This window comes from Streptomyces sp. NPDC053367 (assembly GCF_044545925.1).
In the GTDB taxonomy this organism is placed as follows: Bacteria; Actinomycetota; Actinomycetes; order Streptomycetales; family Streptomycetaceae; genus Streptomyces.
On the sequence record NZ_JBITYN010000008.1, the window covers coordinates 434,999 to 451,391 of the forward strand.

12 protein-coding genes are annotated in these 16,393 nt (G+C 71.1%); 2 read left to right on the top strand and 10 right to left on the bottom strand.

The features are described from left to right. Nucleotides 1-24: 24 nt before the first annotated feature. The 9 genes from ACIGXJ_RS24380 to ACIGXJ_RS24420 form a co-directional block, all read right to left on the bottom strand. Entirely contained in the window at nucleotides 25-1,149 is a 1,125-nt protein-coding gene (locus tag ACIGXJ_RS24380; protein ID WP_399649015.1) for a pseudouridine synthase, read from the bottom strand. Beyond that, nucleotides 1,149-1,718: an SMC-Scp complex subunit ScpB gene (gene scpB, locus ACIGXJ_RS24385; protein ID WP_399649129.1), complete on the bottom strand. Its 570-nt coding sequence runs from the start codon at nucleotides 1,716-1,718 to the stop codon at nucleotides 1,149-1,151. The genes ACIGXJ_RS24380 and scpB overlap by 1 nt, the downstream gene beginning before the upstream one ends. 50 nt (nucleotides 1,719-1,768) lie before the next feature. Next, on the bottom strand, nucleotides 1,769-2,854 hold the full coding sequence (locus ACIGXJ_RS24390) for a segregation and condensation protein A (protein ID WP_399649017.1): 1,086 nt from the start codon (nucleotides 2,852-2,854) through the stop codon (nucleotides 1,769-1,771). A gap of 18 nt (nucleotides 2,855-2,872) precedes the next feature. Then, nucleotides 2,873-3,469: a hypothetical protein gene (locus ACIGXJ_RS24395; protein ID WP_399649020.1), complete on the bottom strand. Its 597-nt coding sequence runs from the start codon at nucleotides 3,467-3,469 to the stop codon at nucleotides 2,873-2,875. Then, a complete protein-coding gene (locus ACIGXJ_RS24400) occupies nucleotides 3,454-4,590 on the bottom strand; it encodes a ParA family protein (protein ID WP_399649023.1) in 1,137 nt (378 codons plus the stop codon). The genes ACIGXJ_RS24395 and ACIGXJ_RS24400 overlap by 16 nt, the downstream gene beginning before the upstream one ends. A gap of 424 nt (nucleotides 4,591-5,014) precedes the next feature. Then, on the bottom strand, nucleotides 5,015-6,139 hold the full coding sequence (ald, locus tag ACIGXJ_RS24405) for an alanine dehydrogenase (RefSeq protein WP_399649026.1): 1,125 nt from the start codon (nucleotides 6,137-6,139) through the stop codon (nucleotides 5,015-5,017). 129 nt (nucleotides 6,140-6,268) lie between these two features. Next, nucleotides 6,269-8,326 carry a tetratricopeptide repeat protein gene (locus ACIGXJ_RS24410; protein WP_399649029.1) on the bottom strand — a complete coding sequence of 686 codons (2,058 nt, stop codon included), beginning with the start codon at nucleotides 8,324-8,326 and terminating at the stop codon, nucleotides 6,269-6,271. A 252-nt stretch (nucleotides 8,327-8,578) separates the two neighbouring features. Beyond that, on the bottom strand, nucleotides 8,579-9,205 hold the full coding sequence (locus ACIGXJ_RS24415) for an NUDIX domain-containing protein (RefSeq protein WP_399649031.1): 627 nt from the start codon (nucleotides 9,203-9,205) through the stop codon (nucleotides 8,579-8,581). Nucleotides 9,206-9,310: 105 nt separating this feature from the next. Further along, nucleotides 9,311-10,957: a CTP synthase gene (locus ACIGXJ_RS24420; RefSeq protein ID WP_399649034.1), complete on the bottom strand. Its 1,647-nt coding sequence runs from the start codon at nucleotides 10,955-10,957 to the stop codon at nucleotides 9,311-9,313. A 531-nt stretch (nucleotides 10,958-11,488) separates the two neighbouring features. On the opposite strand from ACIGXJ_RS24420, the gene ACIGXJ_RS24425 reads away from it, so the two are divergent. Then, complete coding sequence (locus ACIGXJ_RS24425) at nucleotides 11,489-13,294, top strand: glycoside hydrolase family 15 protein (protein WP_399649132.1); 1,806 nt, start codon at nucleotides 11,489-11,491, stop codon at nucleotides 13,292-13,294. Between the two features lie 69 nt (nucleotides 13,295-13,363). Next, nucleotides 13,364-14,746 (top strand): FAD-binding protein, encoded by a 1,383-nt coding sequence (locus tag ACIGXJ_RS24430; protein WP_399649037.1) that lies wholly within the window; start codon nucleotides 13,364-13,366, stop codon nucleotides 14,744-14,746. A gap of 22 nt (nucleotides 14,747-14,768) precedes the next feature. Here ACIGXJ_RS24430 and ACIGXJ_RS24435 read toward each other — a convergent pair whose 3' ends face one another. Beyond that, nucleotides 14,769-16,361 carry a flavin monoamine oxidase family protein gene (locus tag ACIGXJ_RS24435; RefSeq protein ID WP_399649040.1) on the bottom strand — a complete coding sequence of 531 codons (1,593 nt, stop codon included), beginning with the start codon at nucleotides 16,359-16,361 and terminating at the stop codon, nucleotides 14,769-14,771. Between the last annotated feature and the right edge of the window lie 32 nt (nucleotides 16,362-16,393).

Consider the following 16,393-nt stretch of genomic DNA (forward strand, 5'->3'; position numbering starts at 1 on the left):
GGGGTGGGAGCCGATGGCAAACCCTTAGAGGTCGACTTCCTTCATCAGCATGCCGACCTCGGTGTTCGACAGCCGTCGCAGCCAGCCCGACTTCTGGTCGCCGAGGGTGATCGGGCCGAAGGCGACCCGGACCAGCTTGTCGACCGGGAAGCCGGCCTCGGCGAGCATGCGGCGCACGATGTGCTTGCGGCCCTCGTGCAGGGTCACCTCGACGAGGTAGTTCTTGCCGGTCTGCTCGACGACCCGGAAGTGGTCCGCGCGGGCGTAGCCGTCCTCCAGCTGGATGCCGTCCTTGAGCCGCTTGCCCAGGTCGCGCGGGATCGGCCCGACGATGTGCGCGAGGTAGGTCTTCTTCACGCCGTACTTCGGGTGGGTCAGCCGGTGCGCCAGCTCGCCGTGGTTGGTGAGCAGGATGACGCCCTCGGTCTCGGTGTCCAGCCGGCCGACGTGGAAGAGCCGCGTCTCACGGTTGGTGACGTAGTCGCCGAGGCACTGGCGTCCCTCGGGGTCCTCCATGGTGGAGACGACACCGGCGGGCTTGTTCAGCGAGAAGAACTGGTACGACTGCGTCGCGACCGTCAGGCCGTCGACCTTGATCTCGTCCTTCTCCGGGTCCACCCGCAGGCCCTGCTCGGTGACGATCTCGCCGTTGACCTCGACGCGCGCCTCGTCGATCAGCTCCTCGCAGGCGCGCCGGGAGCCGTAGCCCGCGCGGGCGAGGACCTTCTGCAGCCGCTCGCCCTCCTGCTCGGCGCCGGGGAAGGTCTTGGGCAGCTTGACGTCCTTCTTGCCCGCGTACCGCTCCCGGTTGCGCTCCTCGACCCGCGTCTCGAACTCGCGCGAGCGCGCGGGGGCCGTACGACCGCGTCCGCCGCCCTGCTGGCCCTGCTTGGGGCCGCCCTTGGCGCCGCCGCGCGCCGAGGCGCCGCGCCCGGACTTGGGGCCGTCCTTGGTCGCGCCCGGGCCCACGTCGTAGCGGCGCTCCTCGGGGCGGGGCTTCTTCGGACGGCCTCCCTGCTTGTCGTCGCGGTTGCCACCGGCGCCGCGGTGGCTCCCGCGGCTCCCGCTGCTCCCGCCGCGGCCGCCGCTGTTGCCACCACGGCTCCCGCCGTTGTTTCCGCTGCTGTTCCTGCCGCTGCTGCTTCGCATCAATGTTCCGTCTTGTCGTCTGCCTCGTCGGAATCCGGAGCGTCCGGATCGAATGACGGAACCCCTTCCTGGGTCTCGGCCTCGATCGCCTCCGCCTCGGGGAGGAAGGGCGCGAGCTCCGGGAGCTCGTCCAGGCCGCGCAGGCCCATCCGCTCCAGGAAGTAGTTCGTCGTCACATACAGGATCGCACCTGTTTCGGGTTCCGTGCCCGCCTCCTCGACCAGACCCCGCTGCAGGAGGGTGCGCATCACGCCGTCGCAGTTGACTCCGCGCACCGCCGAGACCCGGCTGCGGCTGACCGGCTGGCGGTACGCCACGACGGCGAGGGTCTCCAGCGCCGCCCGGGTGAGCCGGGCGGTCTGCCCGTCCAGCACGAGCTTCTCCACGGCCGCGGCGTACTCGGGCCGGGTGTAGAACCGCCAGCCGCCCGCCACGTACCGCAGTTCGAAGCCGCGGCCCTGCCGGGCGTACTCGTCGGCCAGCTCGCGCAACGCGTCCGCGATCTGCCGCCGGGGGCGTTCGAGGATCTTGGCGAGGTGCTCCTCGCCGGCGGGCTCGTCCACGACCATCAGGACGGCCTCCAGGGCCGGTTTGAGGTCGAGGTCGGCGACGGTCTCGCTCACGGCTTGCTCTCCTCCTTCGGCTCCTCGGGCGGCCGGTCGAACTCGTCGGTCACCCGCGGCGTCTCGTCCCCGTCCCCACCGGTCCAGCGCACCAGCAGCTCCCCCAGCGCCGCCTCCTGCTCCAGCGCGACGGCCTTCTCCCGGTACAGCTCCAGCAGCGCCAGGAACCGCGCCACGACGGTCAGGGTGTCCTCGGTGTCGTCCACCAGCGCCCGGAAGCTGGCCTCGCCCAGCTCCCTGAGCCGCGCGACGACGATCCCGGCCTGCTCCTGCACGCTCACCAGCGGGGCGTGGATGTGGTCGACGTACACCTGCGGCTTGGGCTTGGGCTGCATCGCCTTCACGGCGAGCTTCGCGAACCCTTCGGCGCCGATGCTGATGACGACCTCGGGCAGCAGGTCGGCGAGGTGCGGCTCCAGCCCGACGGTACGGGGACACCTCCGGGCCTCCTCGTCCAGCCGCCGGTCGAAGATGTCGGCGATCTGCTTGTACGCCCGGTACTGCAGCAGCCGCGCGAACAGCAGGTCCCGCGCCTCCAGCAGCGCCAGATCGGCCTCGTCCTCGACCTCGGCGGCGGGCAGCAGCCGAGCGGCCTTGAGGTCGAGCAGCGTGGCGGCGACGACGAGGAACTCGGTCGTCCGGTCCAGGTCCCAGTCCGGCCCCATCGCCCGGATGTGCGCCATGAACTCGTCGGTGACCTTGGAGAGGGCCACCTCCGTGACGTCCAGCTTGTGCCTGGAGATCAGCTGGAGCAGCAGGTCGAAGGGTCCCTCGAAGTTGGCGAGGCGGACCTTGAAGACACCGTCGTCGGACCCCGGCTGCTCCGCCGAGACCTCCTCGCGCGGGGCGGGCTCCCCGTCCCCGGCTCCCCCGGGCGGCTCCTGGGCCCTCGGCCCCTGGCCCGGCGGTTCCTCGGGCCCCTTACCCGTCGGCCCCTTACCCGTCGGCTCCTCGCCCGGCGGCTCCTGGGCCCCGGACCGCTCCGCCGGCGGCGCGGGCGCGTGCTCGTGCGTCAGCCCCGGCCCGCGCCCCAGCGCGCGCCGACGGCCGGCACGGGGAGGCGGAACGTCGTTCGAGGTCATGGCCTCCGCAGGCTACCTCTAGCGCCCTCGCAGCCGGCGTACGAGGATGCTGGCGTCCCCACGGGTCTCCAGATCGGCGAGCACGACCGCGACGGCCTCGCGGACGATGCGCCCGCGGTCCACGGCGAGTCCGTGCTCACCGCGCAGCACCAGACGCGCGTGCTCCAGGTCCATGAGTTCCTCGGCGGACACGTACACGGTGATCTTCTCGTCGTGCCGCTCGCGCCCGCTCGGCCGCCGGGTGCCCGACCGCCCCCGCTTGCGCGGAGCGGCAGCGCCGGCACCGGCCGCGGAACCGCCGGAAGCACCCGCGGCAGAACCTTCCTGCGTCGCCTGCCGCCGCGCGGAGCGCTCGGCCCGGCTGCGGGACTCCCCGGCGTCCGCCGGCTCCGGGTCGGCCGCGACATGCTCGGCGCCGTCGCCGTCGCCGCCCTGCACGGGCACCGACTGCGGCGCGTCCTCCACGGCGGCGGCAGCGGCGTCGCCCTCCCCCGCGGGAGCCGGCACCCGGGCCTCACCGTTGGCCGTGCGCCGAGGAGTGGACGGCTGTAGCGCCATCCCGCCTGTCGTACGGAAGAGTTCGTCGGCCCCGGGCAGACTCACTCGGCGTGACACCGGGCGAGCACCTCCCTGGCGAGCTGGCGGTAGGCGGCGGCGCCGACGGAGTTGGAGGCGTACGTGGTGATCGGCTCACCGGCGACCGTGGTCTCCGGGAAGCGGACCGTGCGGCCGATGACCGTGTGGTAGACGTGGTCGTCGAATGCCTCGACCACGCGGGCCAGCACCTCGCGGCTGTGGACCGTGCGCGAGTCGTACATCGTGGCGAGGATCCCGTCGAGCTCCAGCTCCGGGTTGAGCCGCTCCTGGACCTTCTCGATGGTCTCGGTCAGCAGCGCGACACCGCGCAGCGCGAAGAACTCGCACTCCAGCGGGACGATCACCTTGTGGGCGGCCGTCAGCGCGTTGACCGTGAGCAGGCCCAGCGAGGGCTGGCAGTCGATCACGATGTAGTCGTAGTCGTCCATCAGCGGCTTGAGCGCACGCTGCAGTGTGGACTCGCGCGCGACCTCCGAGACCAGCTGGACCTCGGCGGCCGACAGGTCGATGTTGGAGGGCAGCAGGTCCATGTTGGGGACCGCCGTCTTCAGGAGCACCTCGTCGGCCGACATGCCCCGCTCCATGAGCAGGTTGTAGACCGTGAGGTCGAGCTCCATCGGGTTGACGCCGAGACCCACCGACAGCGCGCCCTGCGGGTCGAAGTCCACGAGCAGCACGCGGCGTCCGTACTCCGCGAGCGCGGCACCCAGGTTGATGGTCGACGTCGTCTTGCCGACGCCGCCCTTCTGGTTGCACATCGCGATGATCTTCGCGGGTCCGTGCTCGGTCAGCGGGCCCGGGATCGGGAAGTACGGCAGCGGGCGTCCGGTCGGGCCGATGCGCTCACGGCGCTGACGGGCAGCGTCGGGTGCGAGCGTGGCCGCGTACTCCGGGTCCGGCTCGTATTCGGCGTCGGGATCGTAGAAGTGCCCTTCGGGCAGTTCGTCGTAGTCGGCGAAGTGGTTGTGGGGCGCGCCACTTCCGTCGCCGGCCATGGCGTTCACGTGATGGCCATCCATGCTCTGGTGTGCTGACAGAGCCGTGTGGGGGCTGGTCTGGCTCTGGTGGGCTGCGAAGGTTCGGACAGCGACGGAGCCGACAGCCTCGAGCCCCGTGGAGCCCTGGCCCCGCGTAGGCATTCCTGGTTGACCACCCCCGGGAGAAAATGTCGACTCATTCACAAGTCGTCTTACCTCCTTGGTGACCAGGAAACTTCTAGACAAGGTCAGCGTGGCACCATGCCGACGGTTGGCGACTCTATGGCGTGTCGGCGGTCCGCAGCAACACAATCCGCCGGACCCGGCAGGATGTGTCGGCAATGAAACAACCCCCTGTCAAGGGCGTACGGCCGTCGCACGACAGGTTTCACCGGTGTGCGAATCGGTTCAAGGGTTACGTTCGAGGCGAGTTGACCTAGAGCCGCAAAGTGACCATACACACATCCGGCCGGACCTTGTCGGGCAAGGTCCGGCCGGGTGCGTGTGGTTGACGCGTCTTGTTGACGTATCGCCTTTGCGCGAAGGTGACTTAACCGAGCGCGCGGCCGTCCAGTCGGTCGGCGGGTCAGCCGAGCAGGCTCTCCAGCTCGACGTGCTCCAGGCCGTGGGCCTCGGCGACCTCCTTGTAGACGACCTTGCCGTCATGGGTGTTCAGACCCTTGGCGAGCGCGGCGTCGCGGCGCAGCGCCTCGACCCAGCCGTTGTTCGCGAGCGACACGATGTACGGCAGCGTGGCGTTGGTGAGCGCGTAGGTGGAGGTGTTGGGCACCGCGCCCGGCATGTTGGCGACGCAGTAGAAGACCGAGTTGTGGACCTGGAAGGTCGGCTCGGCGTGGGTCGTCGGACGGGAGTCCTCGAAGCAGCCGCCCTGGTCGATCGCGATGTCGACAAGGACACTTCCGGGCTTCATACGGGACACCAGCTCGTTGGTGACGAGCTTCGGGGCCTTGGCGCCCGGGATGAGGACGGCGCCGATGACGAGGTCGGCCTCCAGGACGGCCTTCTCCAGCTCGAAGGCGTTGGACATGACGGCCTTGACCTTCGTGCCGAAGATCTTGTCGGCCTCGCGCAGCTTGTTGATGTCGCGGTCGAGCAGGGTCACGTCGAAGCCCATGCCGATGGCGATCTGCGCGGCGTTCCAGCCGGAGACGCCACCGCCGATGACGACGGCCTTGGCCGGGACGACACCGGGGACACCGCCGGGCAGCACACCGCGGCCGCCGGCCGAGCGCATCAGGTGGTAGGCGCCGACCTGCGGGGCGAGCCGGCCCGCGACCTCGGACATCGGGGCGAGCAGCGGCAGCGCGCGGTTCGGCAGCTCGACCGTCTCGTAGGCGATGGCGGTGGTGCCGGACTCCAGCAGGGCGTCCGTGCACTCCTTGGAGGCGGCCAGGTGCAGGTAGGTGAAGAGCGTCTGGTCCTTGCGGAGGCGGTGGTACTCCTCCGCGATGGGCTCCTTGACCTTCAGCAGCAGGTCGGCGGCGGCCCACACCTCGTCGGCGGTGTCCAGGATCTCGGCGCCGGCGGCGATGTACTCGCTGTCGGGGATCGAGGAGCCGAGACCGGCGCCCCGCTCGATGACGACCTGGTGGCCGTTGCGCACCAGCTCGTGCACACCGGCGGGGGTGATGGCCACCCGGAACTCGTTGTTCTTGACCTCGCGGGGGATGCCGACCTTCACGTCGATCACGGTCCTTGGCTCAGAGGGGGTATTACACGACATACCGGCTACCCACGGGCACACCGGGAGACACCGCAGGAGAACGTGCGGCAGAGCCAGTCTAATGAAGGCGTTCCCGCTGTCTAGCCTTTCATTGCATCAATCTTCAGTGGATGCACTGCGGATTTCGCAGGCGTTAGCGTCTTGTTCCGGGACGATCTCTGGGGTATCGCCCTCCTGGAGCTCCTCCCCCAGCATGCGCTCGGCCGTACTGCGCTGCAGCGCGGCGGCCACCGGGTCCCCGAGGTGCTCCAGGGTGTCGGCCATCCGCAGGTGCAGCGCGGCCTGCAGCCGTACGTCCTCCGCGCGCCGCGCCCACTCCACCGCCTCCTGGCAGGTGCGCAGACTCTCCTCGGGCCTGCCGGCGTACTCCTGCACCCGGGCCAGCTCGCTCAACGCCCGTGCCTGGGAGGCGACATCGCCCTCCTTGCGGAACCCGGCGACCGCGGCCCGCCAGGCCCTGAGCGCCTCCCCGTAGCGGCCCGCGTAGGTGTGCGCCGTGGCGATACGGCCGTACAGCCGGGCCGCGTCCGCGCGCTCCTCGCGGGCCAGCCGCTGGGCCAGCGCCCGGCCGAACCAGTCGGCTGCCCGGTCGTAGTCCCCCAGCTCCAGGTGCGCGCCACCTACGGATTCCATTGCGCGACCGGTCGCGTACGGGTCATTCGCTCTGCGTCCGGCGTCCAGAGCCGTGCGATATCGCACCAGCGCCTCGGCCGTGCGCCCGGTCCGAGCGTCCAGGTCGGCCAGGTTCAGCAGCGCGGCGGCCCGCTCACGGTGCAGCCCCCGGCGCTCGGCCACGTCCAGCACGAGACCGTGGACGAGGTACAGGTCGGCGGCCGCCGCCTGGGTGCCCCAGTGCGCGACCATCGCCCGCACCAGCTGGGACATCAGCCGGCGCGCGAGGGTGTCCAGCTCACCGTCGGCGACCGCGAGGCGTGCCGAGGCGAGCAGCGCGGGCCTGCGCAGCCGCAGCCACTCGGCGGCCGCACGCGGGCTGGGGAAGCGCAGCGAGCGGGGCATGCCGAGGAGCTTCTCGCGGGCCTGCGGACTGTCGGTCTCGGTGATCGCGCGGCAGGACTGCAGCAGTCGTACGGTCCGCTCCAGCATCCGGGCGCGGGCCAGCTGGATCTCGGCGGGGCGGTCCTGGGACTCGGCGAGGGCCTTCAGCATCGGATACAGACAGGCCGGCACCTCGTACTGCGGCAGCGGCGAGTCCACGGCGTGCAGCAGACCGAGCGAGACGAAGTCGTCCAGGGTGGTGCGGGCCCCGCTGACCGAGCAGCCGGCCAGCGCGGAGGCGGTGTGCGGGTCGACGAGCCCGGCCGGGGCGAGGGAGAGCAGTCGCAGTATCCGGGCGGCCGGGGCGGGCAGCGAGGTGTAGGCGAGCCGGAACACCCGGGCGAGCGGGGTGGCGGACTCGTCGCCCTCGGCGTGCAGATGCTTGGCGAGATCCGCGACAGCGGCCTTCGGCCGGGCGGCGAGCCAGCCGCCGGCCAGCCGCAGCGCGGCCGGCTGGGCCTGGCACTCCTCGACCAGCCCCTCGGCGGCCCGTGGATCGACGGTGATCCGCACCGAGCCGGTGTGCCGGGACAGCAGCTCCACGGCCGACTTGGTGTCGAGGCCGCCCAGGGTGCACGGCCGCACGTCCGAGATCCCGGTCAGCGGCCCCCCGGAGACGGCGACCACCAGACACTGCGGCGCCTCCGGCAGCAGCGCGTCCACCTGCGCCGCGTCGGCGGCGTCGTCGAGCAGCATCAGCGTCCTGCGGTCGGCGAGGGCCTCGCGCAGCACCTGGGCCACCTCGTCCTCGTCGGCCCCGGGCGGCACCGCCACGTCGAGGGCGGTGAGCATCTCCCGCGCCGCCCGCCCGACCGCGACGGGCGTACCGTCGGGCTCACTGAGCCGGGCCCGCAGCACCCCGTCCTCGTAACGGTCCGCGATCTGCCGCACCAGCTCCTCGGCGAGGGCGGTCCGCCCCGACCCGGGCCGCCCGGCGATCAGCAGCACCCGCGCGCGGGGGGCCTTGCGCCCGGACAGGGTGTCCAGACCGGCCCGCTCGATGTCGGCGCACAGGTCCTTCAACTCCCGGGTGCGGCCGAGGAACCGGCCCTCCTCGGCCAGGACAGACGCGTCCGTGTCCACCACCTGATCCGTCACGGGCCACACTCCCGTCCCACCACACGCCCAGGCCCGCCGGGACTCCGGTCAGGGCGTTTCCAGAGCCTAGTTCACGCTCTGCAACACCCCGGGCAGGAGCGGGCCGACGCCGGGCAGGACTCCCCGATCGGATCAACGGACAGTAGGACGGTTTCCCGGGGGCGCGGGGCCGTATCGGCATACGGCTCCGCCGCGTGGGCGCGACGAGCCACGACAGCGGGTCAGCCGCACGGCGACAGATGAGGGCACACGCTAGGCGTCGAACGGCCGCGCAGGCCAGGGCGCGTCCGCAGGACGCAGCGAGTCGAGCCCTCCACCCTGCCGGGCGGCAACGAGCGAAAGCACCCCCACGACCAGGCACGTGTTGTGCAGCTCCCCGGCCAGCACACCCCTCACCAGCTCATCCAGGGGCACCCGGTCCAGCTCCAGGTCGATCTCCTCGTGCTCCGCCTCGAACCGCTCCCCCTCGGCCGCGGAGAGATCCCGCGCGAGGAAGATGCGGACGGCCTCGTCACACCCGCCCGGCGTCGGGTACACGTCGGCCAGCACCCGCCAGGTCTCCGCCTTGACGTGCGCCTCCTCGTACAGCTCCCGCTGCGCCGCGTGCAGCGGGTTCTCCCCGGGCACGTCCAGCAGCCCGGCCGGGATCTCCCACAGCTTCTGCCGCACGGGATGCCGGTACTGCCGCAGCACGACCACCCGGTCCTGCTCGTCGAGCGCGAGCACCGCCACCGACCCCGGATGCACCTGGTAGTCCCGCCGCACCACGGTCCCGTCGGGCATGACCACCTCGTCCGTGCGCACGGAGGTCTTGTTGCCCACGAAGGGGGTCTGCGAGCCCCGGATCTCCCACTCCGCGGGGGTGTCCTTGATCGTCATGCCAGACCTTTCAACTGCGGAAACGAAACCGGGGTGCGCTCCATTGAAGGAACGCACCCCGGCAACCGTACAACCGGTGTGTCACTCGGCGGTCTTGCGCACGTCCTACGCCCGCCGGCGCTCGACGGCCGCCTTCACCAGCCCGGCGAACAGCGGGTGCGGGCGCGTCGGACGCGAGCGCAGCTCCGGGTGCGCCTGCGTGGCGACCAGATAGGGGTGGACGTCACGGGGGTACTCGACGTACTCGACGAGCTTGCCGTCCGGGGAGGTGCCGGAGAACTGGATACCCGCTTTCTTCTCCAGCTCCGCGCGATAGGCGTTGTTGACCTCGTAGCGGTGGCGGTGCCGCTCCTCGACGTACTCCTTGCCGTCGTAGACCTCGCGCACGATCGAGCCCTCGGCCAGCTTGGCCGGGTACATGCCGAGCCGCATGGTGCCGCCCATGTCGCCCTCACCGGCGACGATGTCCATCTGCTCGGCCATCGTGGAGATGACCGGGTGGGCGGTGGCCGGGTCGAACTCGGTGGAGTTGGCGTCCGGGATGTCGGCGAGGTGGCGCGCGGCCTCGATCACGATGCACTGCAGACCGAGGCAGAGGCCGAGCAGCGGGATCTTGTTCTCGCGGGCGTAGCGGATGGCGCCGACCTTGCCCTGCACACCGCGGTCGCCGAAGCCGCCGGGGATGCAGATGCCGTCGACGTCCGCGAGCTGCGCCTTGGCCCCGGCCGGGGTCTTGCAGTCGTCGGAGGTGACCCACTTGATCTTGACGCGGGTGCGGTTGGCGAAGCCGCCGGCGCGCAGCGCCTCGGTCACCGACAGATAGGCGTCGGGCAGGTCGATGTACTTGCCGACGAGGGCGAGGGTGACCTCGTGCTCGGGATTGTGGACGCGGTCGAGCAGGTCGTCCCAGGTCGTCCAGTCCACGTCGCGGAACGGCAGGTCCAGCTTGCGCACGGCGTAGGCGTCCAGGCCCTCGCCGTGGACCGTCTTCGGGATGTCGTAGATGGAGCGCGCGTCGGGGCAGGCCACCACGGCGTCCTCGTCGACGTCGCACATGAGCGAGATCTTCCGCTTGATCGCGGTCGGCACCTCGCGGTCGCAGCGCAGCACGATCGCGTCGGGCTGGATGCCGATGTTGCGCAGGGCGGCGACCGAGTGCTGGGTCGGCTTGGTCTTCAGCTCGCCGGACGGGCCGATGTAGGGCAGCAGCGAGATGTGCACCACGAAGACGTTGTCGCGGCCGACCTCGTGGCGGACCTGGCGGACGGTCTCCAGGAACGGCAGCGACTCGATGTCGCCGACCGTGCCGCCGACCTCGGTGATGACGACGTCGACCTCGTCGGTCGCCATGCGGCGGATGCGGTGCTTGATCTCGTTGGTGATGTGCGGGATGACCTGGACCGTGTCGCCCAGGTACTCGCCGCGGCGCTCCTTGGCGATCACCGTGTTGTAGACCTGACCGGTGGTGACGTTGGCCGAGCCGTCCAGGTCGCGGTCGAGGAAGCGCTCGTAGTGGCCGATGTCCAGGTCGGTCTCGGCGCCGTCGTTGGTGACGAACACCTCACCGTGCTGGAACGGGTTCATCGTGCCCGGGTCGACGTTGAGGTACGGGTCGAGCTTCTGCATCACGACCCGCAGTCCCCGCGCCTTGAGCAGCATGCCGAGGCTGGAGGCCGTCAGACCCTTGCCGAGAGAGGAGGCGACACCCCCGGTGACGAAGATGTGCTTGGTCGTCGTGGATTTGGGCGTCATGGCCAAGAGGGGGCTCCCGTGGTCGCTGTCTGGAGTGGCGGTACGGCTGCCGGGCCGGAGTTCTCCGGGGGCGCCGTCGCTGCGGTTCGGGGGTGCGTTGTCCTGGGAGGGACGCCCACCGGTCCACGGGCTACCAGCGTATCAGCGCCTCGGCCCGGTGGCTTCCGGCCACGCTCCGCGCACGTCCGGACACCCGTCCGAACTGGGCGGACGCCGGTCCGGCGGCGGCTCACCCGCAGCTCACCCGTTCGGCCCAGTCCGGTTGCCCGGAGGCGGACGCAGATCATCCGAGCGCGTCGTATCCTGCTCGGACATTGGCTGTCGAGCCGGCCGGAAACACGGCACCACCCCCGCCCGTTACACCCCGGAACAACAAGAGCTCGTCAGTTCGTTGAGCAGAGAATGGTCGACCGTGTCCCTGGCTCGGGGACGGTTCCGCCTCACGGCTCAACGACGCACCACAACGACCCCTTGACCGCACTAGCGACCGCCCCGACATGGGGTGACGTGGCCGTTCGACTGGAGATGCACGTGGCCGGGCGCATCGAAGACTACGCACTCATCGGAGACATGCAGACCGCTGCCCTGGTCTGCCGGGACGGCACAGTGGACTGGCTGTGCCTGCCCCGCTTCGACTCGCACGCCATCTTCGCCGGTCTGCTGGGCACCGAGGAGCACGGCTTCTGGCGCATCGGACCGGCGCACGCCCCCGACACCGCGCCGCCCGTCGCGGACCGGCGCACCTACCGCGGTGACTCGCTGATCCTGGAGTCCGAGTGGGACACCATCCGCGGCACCGTCCGGGTGACCGATTTCATGCCCCCTCGTGACGGCGCCCCGCAGCTGATCCGGATCGTCGAGGGCGTCTCCGGCCGGGTGCCGATGCAGTCGGCGCTGCGGATGCGCTTCAGCTACGGCCGTGTGGTGCCCTGGGTGCACAAGCATGACGACGAGCGCACGGTCGCCGTCGCGGGCCCCGACTCGGTGTGGTTCGACACCGAGGCCGAGACCTACGGCCACTCGCTGACGACGTACTCCGACTTCACCGTGGCGCCCGGCGAACGGATCGCCTTCACCATCTCCTGGCAGCCCTCGCACAAGGAGGCGCCGCCGCTGCCGGAGCCGGAGCAGTCGCTGACGGCGACCGAGGACTTCTGGCGCGACTGGGTCGAGCACTGTACGTACCACGGCCCCTACCGCGAGCCGGTGGTCCGCTCCCTGATCACGCTGAAGGCGCTGACGTACGCCCCGACCGGCGGCATCGTCGCCGCGCCGACGACCTCCCTGCCGGAGGACATCGGCGGCGTGCGCAACTGGGACTACCGCTACACCTGGCTCAGGGACGCGGCGATCACCCTGTCCTCGCTGCTGCGCACCGGCTACCGCGAGGAGGCCCGAGCCTGGCGCGAGTGGCTGCTGCGCGCGGTCGCGGGCGACCCGGAGAACCTGCAGATCATGTACGGCATCGCCGGCGAGCGCGAGCTGGGCGAGGCCGAGCTGGACTGGCTGCCCGGCTACGAGAACTCCGCCCCGGTCCGGGTCGGCAACGGCGCCGCGCACCAGCTCCAGCTGGACGTCTACGGCGAGGTCACCGAGGCCCTGCACCTGGCGCACATGACGGGCCTCGCCCGCAACGACTACGCCTCGCTGCTCCAGCTGAAGCTGATCAGCTACCTGGAGAAGCACTGGCAGGAGCCGGACGAGGGCATCTGGGAGGTACGCGGACCGCGCCGGCACTTCGTGCACTCCAAGGTGATGGCATGGGTCGCGGTCGACCGCACGATCAAGCTGATCGAGTCCGGTGACGCGGACGGCCCGCTGGAGCGCTGGAAGGAACTGCGCGACGACATCCACCGCGAGGTGTGCGAGAAGGGCTACGACAAGGAACGCAACACCTTCACGCAGTCCTACGGCTCCAAGGAGCTGGACGCGAGCCTGCTGCTGATCCCGCAGATGGGCTTCCTGCCCCCGGACGACAAGCGGGTCATCGGCACCATCGAGGCGATCCAGCGCGAGCTGTCCACCCCGGACGGCTTCATCCTGCGCTACCCCACCGAGGGCGAGTCCGAGGGCGTCGACGGCCTGCCGGGCGACGAGGGCGCCTTCCTCGCCTGCTCGTTCTGGATGGCGGACGACCTGGCGATGATCGGCCGGGTCGACGAGGCCCGCCGGCTGTTCGAGAAGCTGCTCGGCCTGCGCAACGACCTGGGCCTGCTCGCCGAGGAGTGGGACCCGCGCCTGCAGCGCCAGGTCGGCAACTTCCCGCAGGCCTTCAGCCACGTCCCGCTGATCGACACCGCGCTGCGGCTGACGGCTTCGGGGGCGTACGGCGGCTGAGCGCGCCGCCCGGGCCGCACCTGCCTAGGCTGGAAGCACACCATCCCCCCGCACATGAAGGGGGCGGCCATGGCTTCCCTCTCGAAGGCGGGCGCGGCCCTCACCGCGCTGCGCGAGGATTTGTCGGGCGATGTGTTCGCCCCTGGCGACCCGGGGTACGACGAGGCCCGGGTGGTCTTCAACTCGATGATCGACAAGCGGCCGGCCGTGATCGCCCAGTGCGTGGACGAGGACGACGTCGTGCGGGCCGTCCGCTTCGGGCGGGAGCTGGACCTGAACATCGCCGTGCGCGGCGGCGGCCACAGCGTGGCGGGCTCGGCGCTCAACGACAACGGCCTGGTGGTGGACCTGCGCCATATGCGGGCGGTCACCGTCCATCCCGGCGCTCAGGCGGTACGGGTCGCCGGCGGGGCCACGATGAGCGACCTGGACCGCGCCACCGAGCCCCACCATCTGGCCACCACCGGCGGCCGGGCCTCCACCACCGGGGTCGGCGGGTTCGTGCTGGGCGGCGGCAGCGGCTGGCTTGACCGCTGGTGCGGCCTCGCGGTCGACAACCTGCTCGGGGTGGAGCTGGTCACCGCCGACGGCGAACGCGTCCGGGCGAGCGCCGAGGACAACCCGGACCTGTTCTGGGGGCTGCACGGCGGTGGCGGCAACTTCGGCGTGGCCACCGCGCTCACGCTGAGACTGCACCCACTGCCCGAGTTCGCCATCGCGCTGCTGCTGTACCTGCCGGAGAACGGCCCCGAGGTGGCGCGCACCTACCGCGATGTGATCACTGCCGGGCCGAACGAGGCGAGCGGCGCCCTGCTCTACTTCACCGGCCCGCCGGAGGAGTTCGTACCGCCGCACCTGGTCGGCACGCTGCTGTGCGGTGTACTGCTGACCTACGCCGGGCCCGAGGCCGACATGCGCAAGGTCGCCGAGCCGCTGCTGGCGCTGCCGCACGTGTCGGAGATCGTGGGGGCGATGCCGTACGCCGATGTCCAGTGCATGATCGACGACCCGCCGGGGTTCCGGAACTACTGGTCGGCGGAGTACCTGACCGGGGCCCCGGACGCCTATCTGGACCTCTACTGCGCCCGCGCGGCGTCCATGCCGGTGCCGTCCGGCAGCATGCACGCGCTGTTCCCGCTGGGCGGGGCGATCGCCGAAGGTCCGCACGAGTATCCGGTGCCCTACCGGGACGCGCCCTGGGGGGTGCATCCCTTCGGGTTGTGGGAGGACCCCGCGGACGACGAGCGGGCCGTGCGGTGGGTGCGTGACGTGCGCGCCGACGCCCGCCCCTGGAGCACGGGGGCCGTGTACCTGAACTTCATCGGCGACGAGGGCGCCGACCGGGTGGTGGCCGGGGTCGGCGCCGACAACGCCCGGCGGCTGGCGGAGCTGAAGCGGAAGTACGACCCGGACAACGTCTTCCGCTTCAACCACAACATCAAGCCGGCGTAGGGCGGTCGGAGAGCGGGGGCGGTCAGAGAGCGGCGATCACCTCCCGCGCGGCGCGCTCGCCCTCGGTGGCGCCGCCTTCCATGAATCCCTGGAAGTCGTAGGAGCAGTGCTCGCCGCCGATGTGGATGTTGCGCTGCGGGGTGCCTTCGTAGCCGGCGTAGCGGTGCAGGTAGCCGACCGGCCAGTAGGAGTAGGCGCCCTGGGCGTACGGGTTGAGGTGCCAGGCCGACAGCTGGGCGCGGCCGGTGAAGGCGGCGGAGGTGCCGGGGTAGAAGGCGTCGATGTCCTTGGTGTAGGCCGACGCCAGCTTCGCCACGTACGGGTCGCTCTCGACGCCGAACGGCCCCGCCGGGGCGAGGGACTTGGCGAGGGTGCCGCCGTGGTACTGGATGAGGATGCCGCCGGTGCCGGGCTGGACCTTGGTGGTGTCCCAGGTCTGCTGGACGCGGCTGTCGGTGAAGCAGTCGCCCGCGGAGACGCCCGGCCAGGCGCCGGTGCCGCGCCAGGGGCGGCTGGAGAACTGCATGTTGAGCTTGGTGCAGTACCCCATGCGGGCGTCGCGGATCAGGTTCGTCATGCGGGTGTCGAACCCGGCCCGGCTGAGGTCGAGTTGCTTCAGGACCGGCAGGGGCACGCACAGGATCGTGTGGTCGGCGGTCACCGTCCGGGTGACGCCCGACTCGGTGAAGGTGAGCGTCTGGGTGCCGTCGCTGTCGGCCTTCACCGCCTTCAGCGACCAGCCGTGGCGGATGGTGCCGTCGGGCAGGAAGTCGGCGATGGCGTGCGGGAGTCGGTCGTTGCCGCCGACGATGTGGTAGCGCTCGTTGGACAGGCCCCAGATGTTGAAGTTCCCGGGGTTGGTCTGGTAGCCCATCAGCAGCACCAGGGCCAGGGAGGACTGGTCGGTGGTGTCGGCGCCGTATTCGACGTTGTAGGCGACGTCGAACCACCGGCCCAGCGGTGAGGCGTGGCCGCCCGGCACGCGCGACTCGATCCACTCGTACAGGGACATGTTGTCCAGCGCGGTGCCGGTGGGCGTGGTCCGGTTCCACTTCACCTCGCCGGCCTCCTGCAGGTCGCGGTGGAGGGCCTGGTGGACAGCGTTGAAGTCCTCGTCGGCCTGTTCGCGCGAGTAGTACGCGCCGTCGAACCACAGGACCTCCTCGGCGCCGTTGGGCCCGCCGCCGAGGAAGTCCTCCACGGGCAGGGAGAAGCGGCGGCACAGCTCCAGCATCTTCTTGTGGCTGGTGTCGATCAGCTCGCCGCCGATCTCTGAGGTCTGCCCCCAGGCCCAGTGGTCGCGCTGGGAGTACATACGGCCGCCGACCCGGTCGGGGTGGGCCTCGTACAGGGTGCAGCGGTGACCGGCGTCGTACAGGGTGAGCGCGGCGGTGAGTCCGGCGATGCCGGCGCCGACCACCGCGATACGGGGCGCGCCCGCGGCGGCGGCGCGCGGGGCGGCCGTCACCGTGGCGGTGGCCGCGAGCGCGGCCGCCCCCTTCAGCACCGACCGGCGGCGCATCCGGGCCTCGGCGACGGGCACCCCGAGGTGCCGGGCGGCCGCGTGGTCGGCGGCGAGGGAACGCAGGAGGTGCATGGAGTGCGTACGGGACACAGGACAGCTCCTCGGACGTCGGGCGTGGGATT